The sequence below is a fragment of the Gemmatimonas sp. genome (assembly GCF_044345575.1).
GTDB lineage: Bacteria > Gemmatimonadota > Gemmatimonadetes > Gemmatimonadales > Gemmatimonadaceae > Gemmatimonas.
The window spans coordinates 1-2,870 of the sequence record NZ_JBIJAW010000400.1; the positions used below are offsets into that span (position 1 = coordinate 1).

The 2,870-nt window shown below is 68.4% G+C and carries 4 protein-coding genes; 3 read left to right on the forward strand and 1 reads right to left on the reverse strand.

The features are described 5' to 3' along the window. The 3 genes from ACIQ6O_RS15780 to ACIQ6O_RS15790 all read left to right on the forward strand — a co-directional run. Nucleotides 1-322, forward strand: a 322-nt coding sequence (locus tag ACIQ6O_RS15780; RefSeq protein ID WP_396208730.1) for a DUF11 domain-containing protein, incomplete at its 5' end; no start/stop codon positions are given. Nucleotides 323-345: 23 nt separating this feature from the next. After that, nucleotides 346-1,113 carry a hypothetical protein gene (locus tag ACIQ6O_RS15785; RefSeq protein WP_396208731.1) on the forward strand — a complete coding sequence of 256 codons (768 nt, stop codon included), beginning with the start codon at nt 346-348 and terminating at the stop codon, nt 1,111-1,113. Further along, nucleotides 1,110-1,865 (forward strand): hypothetical protein, encoded by a 756-nt coding sequence (locus ACIQ6O_RS15790; protein ID WP_396208732.1) that lies wholly within the window; start codon nt 1,110-1,112, stop codon nt 1,863-1,865. Before ACIQ6O_RS15785 ends, ACIQ6O_RS15790 begins: the two co-directional genes overlap by 4 nt. A gap of 106 nt (nt 1,866-1,971) precedes the next feature. Here ACIQ6O_RS15790 and ACIQ6O_RS15795 read toward each other — a convergent pair. Beyond that, nucleotides 1,972-2,870 (reverse strand): citrate:proton symporter (locus tag ACIQ6O_RS15795; protein WP_396208733.1); only part of this gene is annotated, 899 nt, incomplete at its 5' end.

The following is a 2,870-nucleotide window of genomic DNA, read 5'->3' on the forward strand; positions in this document are numbered from 1 at the left end:
GTTGGGTGTGCAGATCGTCGAGCCGCCCGCCGAACTGCAGTTCACGGCGATTCCGAGCGAGAACCAGCCCGCAGTGGGCGATACCATCTCGATCACGCTCACCGTGACCAACGTGGGCCGCGGTCCGGCCATCGACGTGGTGATCCCGCGCGCCTTCGCCGAGCCCGGCTTCCGCGTGGTGACCGCCACGCCGCAGCAGGGCAGCTACAACGCGTCGACCGGCACGTGGAGCATCCCGCGTATCGAAGCCGGCGCGAACGCCAAGCTCGTGTTCACCGTGATCGTGCTGCCCCCGACCAGCAGCACGGGGGTGACACCGTGATCCGCTTCACACAGACCCAACTCATGCGCTCCTTGTCCTTCCGCACATCGCGGAGCCTCATCCTTGGCGCGACCGCGTTCCTCGCGGCGTGCCAGGCGGATTCGGTGGTGGCCCCGACCGGTGGCACCCCCGATCGCATCTCGGTGTCGAGCACCGTCGGTACGCCGATGAGCAGCTTCGGCGACAGTGCCACCGTGGCCGTCCGCGTCTTCGACGCGGGCGGCGCCACCGTCACCGGCGTGCCGCTCATCTACAAGGTGTCGGCGCCCGGGGTGGTCGAATCGCTCGGCAACGGGATCTTCCGCGCCGTCGGCGATGGCCAGGTGACGGTCACGGCGGAAGTCGACCCGTCGGCCACGGGGGCTCGCCCGGCCGGTTATTACGCCAACCGCCTCACGGGCACGGTTACCCTGCAGGTTCGTCAGGTACCGGCGCGCATCATCCCGGTGAGCGCCGATACGGGCTTCACGGCGCTCGGCCTGATCAAGCCCGTGGTGCTGCGCGTAACCGATGCCCGCGGGAATCCCATGGGCACGTCGTTCAGCCGCACGTGGAGCACCGACAACCCGCAGGTCGCCACGGTCGACGTCAACGGTAACGTGCGGTCCATCGGCAGCGGCACCACGCGCCTCACGTACAGCGTCGGCACGCTCACGTGGAGCGCGACGGTCATCGTGAACGCCTCGCGGCAGCATGTGTCGTGCATGCGGTACACGCAGCGCCGGAACGCCCGTGAGACGTGCGTCACCAACACCTTCACGCTGCGCGGACCGCGCGGGGGCACCCCGTGATCCGGTATACTCTCGCCGCGGTGGCGGCACTCTCGATCGCGGCGCCGACGTTGTCGGCTCAGGCCAAGGCGGCGAAGGCCGATTCGGCCGAGGCCAACCAGTCGAGCTGGGCGTCGCGTATCACCGTGGGCCTGCGTGCCGGAAGCTTCCGGCCGGCTGGCAACAGCGAAGCCTTCGAGCTGTTCGATCGGGCACTCACCAAGGGCACCGATGATCTGGGTCCGTCGCTGATCGGCGCCTCGGCGCAGATTCGCGTATGGCGCAAGGTGCACGTGGTGGCCGGATTCGAGCAGGGCGATCGCACGGTGGCGTCGCAGGCGCGTGTGCAGCCCACCGGCGTGACCACGCCGGTACAGCAGCAGACCACCTTCGATCTGACCGGCGTGCAGTACGCCGGCGTGCAGGTGCAGGCGTGGCAGTGGGATCGGGGCGTGTCGAAGCGCACCTGGCTCCGCCTGCACGCCGGCGTCGGCGCCGGGCAGGCCCAGTACTCGCTCCGCCAGTGGGGCAACTTCGTCGATGTCTCCCGACTGGTGCAGTTCACCGACGACCTGCGCTCGACCGGCAGCGGCTCGTTCGCGTACGCCTCGCTCGCGGCCGAAGTTCCGGTCACGCGCTGGGCGTCGGTGCAGGCCGATGTGCGCCAGCAGCGTGGGAGCGCCGGCATGAACGGCGACTACGCCAGCTTCGACAAGCTCGATCTGGGCGGTCGTCGTTTCGGCGTGGGTGTGCTCGTACACCCGTGGCGCTGAGATCCTGACGGGCAGCCAATTGCCCTGATGGTGTACTGGTGTTGAACCACGCGGCCGCCTGTCATCACGACAGGCGGCCGCGTGTCGTTTACGGCCACCACGCGCCTCAACCCACGAGCGGCACCACCGCCAGCAGCAGCGACACGGTGAGCAGCACCAGCGCCGACAGCAGCGCCCACTTGAGCGTGAAGCGCTGATGCTCGCCGAAATCCACGCCGCACAACCCGACGAGCAGAAACGTCGACGGCACGAGCGGGCTCAGCAGATGGACCGGCTGCCCAACAAGTGACGCTCGCGCCATCTCCGCCGCGGTGATGCCGTATGCCTCACCGGCCTTCGCGAGAATGGGCAGCACGCCATAGTAGAAGGCGTCGTTGGAAATGAAGAACGTGAAGGGCACACTCAGCACGCCTGTCACGACCGCGAGATACGGTCCGAGCGACGGCGGGACGAGCGTCACGACGCTATTCGCCATGGCGTCCACCATCTTCGTGCCGGACAGAATGCCCGTGAAAACACCGGCGGCGAATATGAGCCCCACCACTGCCAGCGCATTGCCCGCATGGCGCGCCAGCAGCGCCTTCTGCTCCTCGATGGCCGGGTAGTTCAGCATCACGGCCACCGCATACGCCAGCATGAACAACACCGGCAACGGCAGCACCGCCATCACCAGCGCAGTGAGCAGCGCCATCGTGAGCGCCGCATTGAGCCACAAGCGCCCCGGACGCCGCAGCGCGAGCTCCGCCTCGTCGGCGCCGAGCGCGAGCACCGTGCGCGAGCCGATGGAATCGACGACATCCATGGCAGCGCCAGTCTCCCGAATGCATACGCGAATGCGGGCACGCTCCGCCACGCCCAGCCGGTACGCCACGTACAGCGTCCAGAGCACGCCGCCCAGCATCACCGGCACCATGGGCACGAACACGTCGCTCACATCCACCGCAAGTGCGCTCGCGGCCCGCGCCGTGGGTCCGCCCCACGGGAGAATGTTCATCACCCCGGACG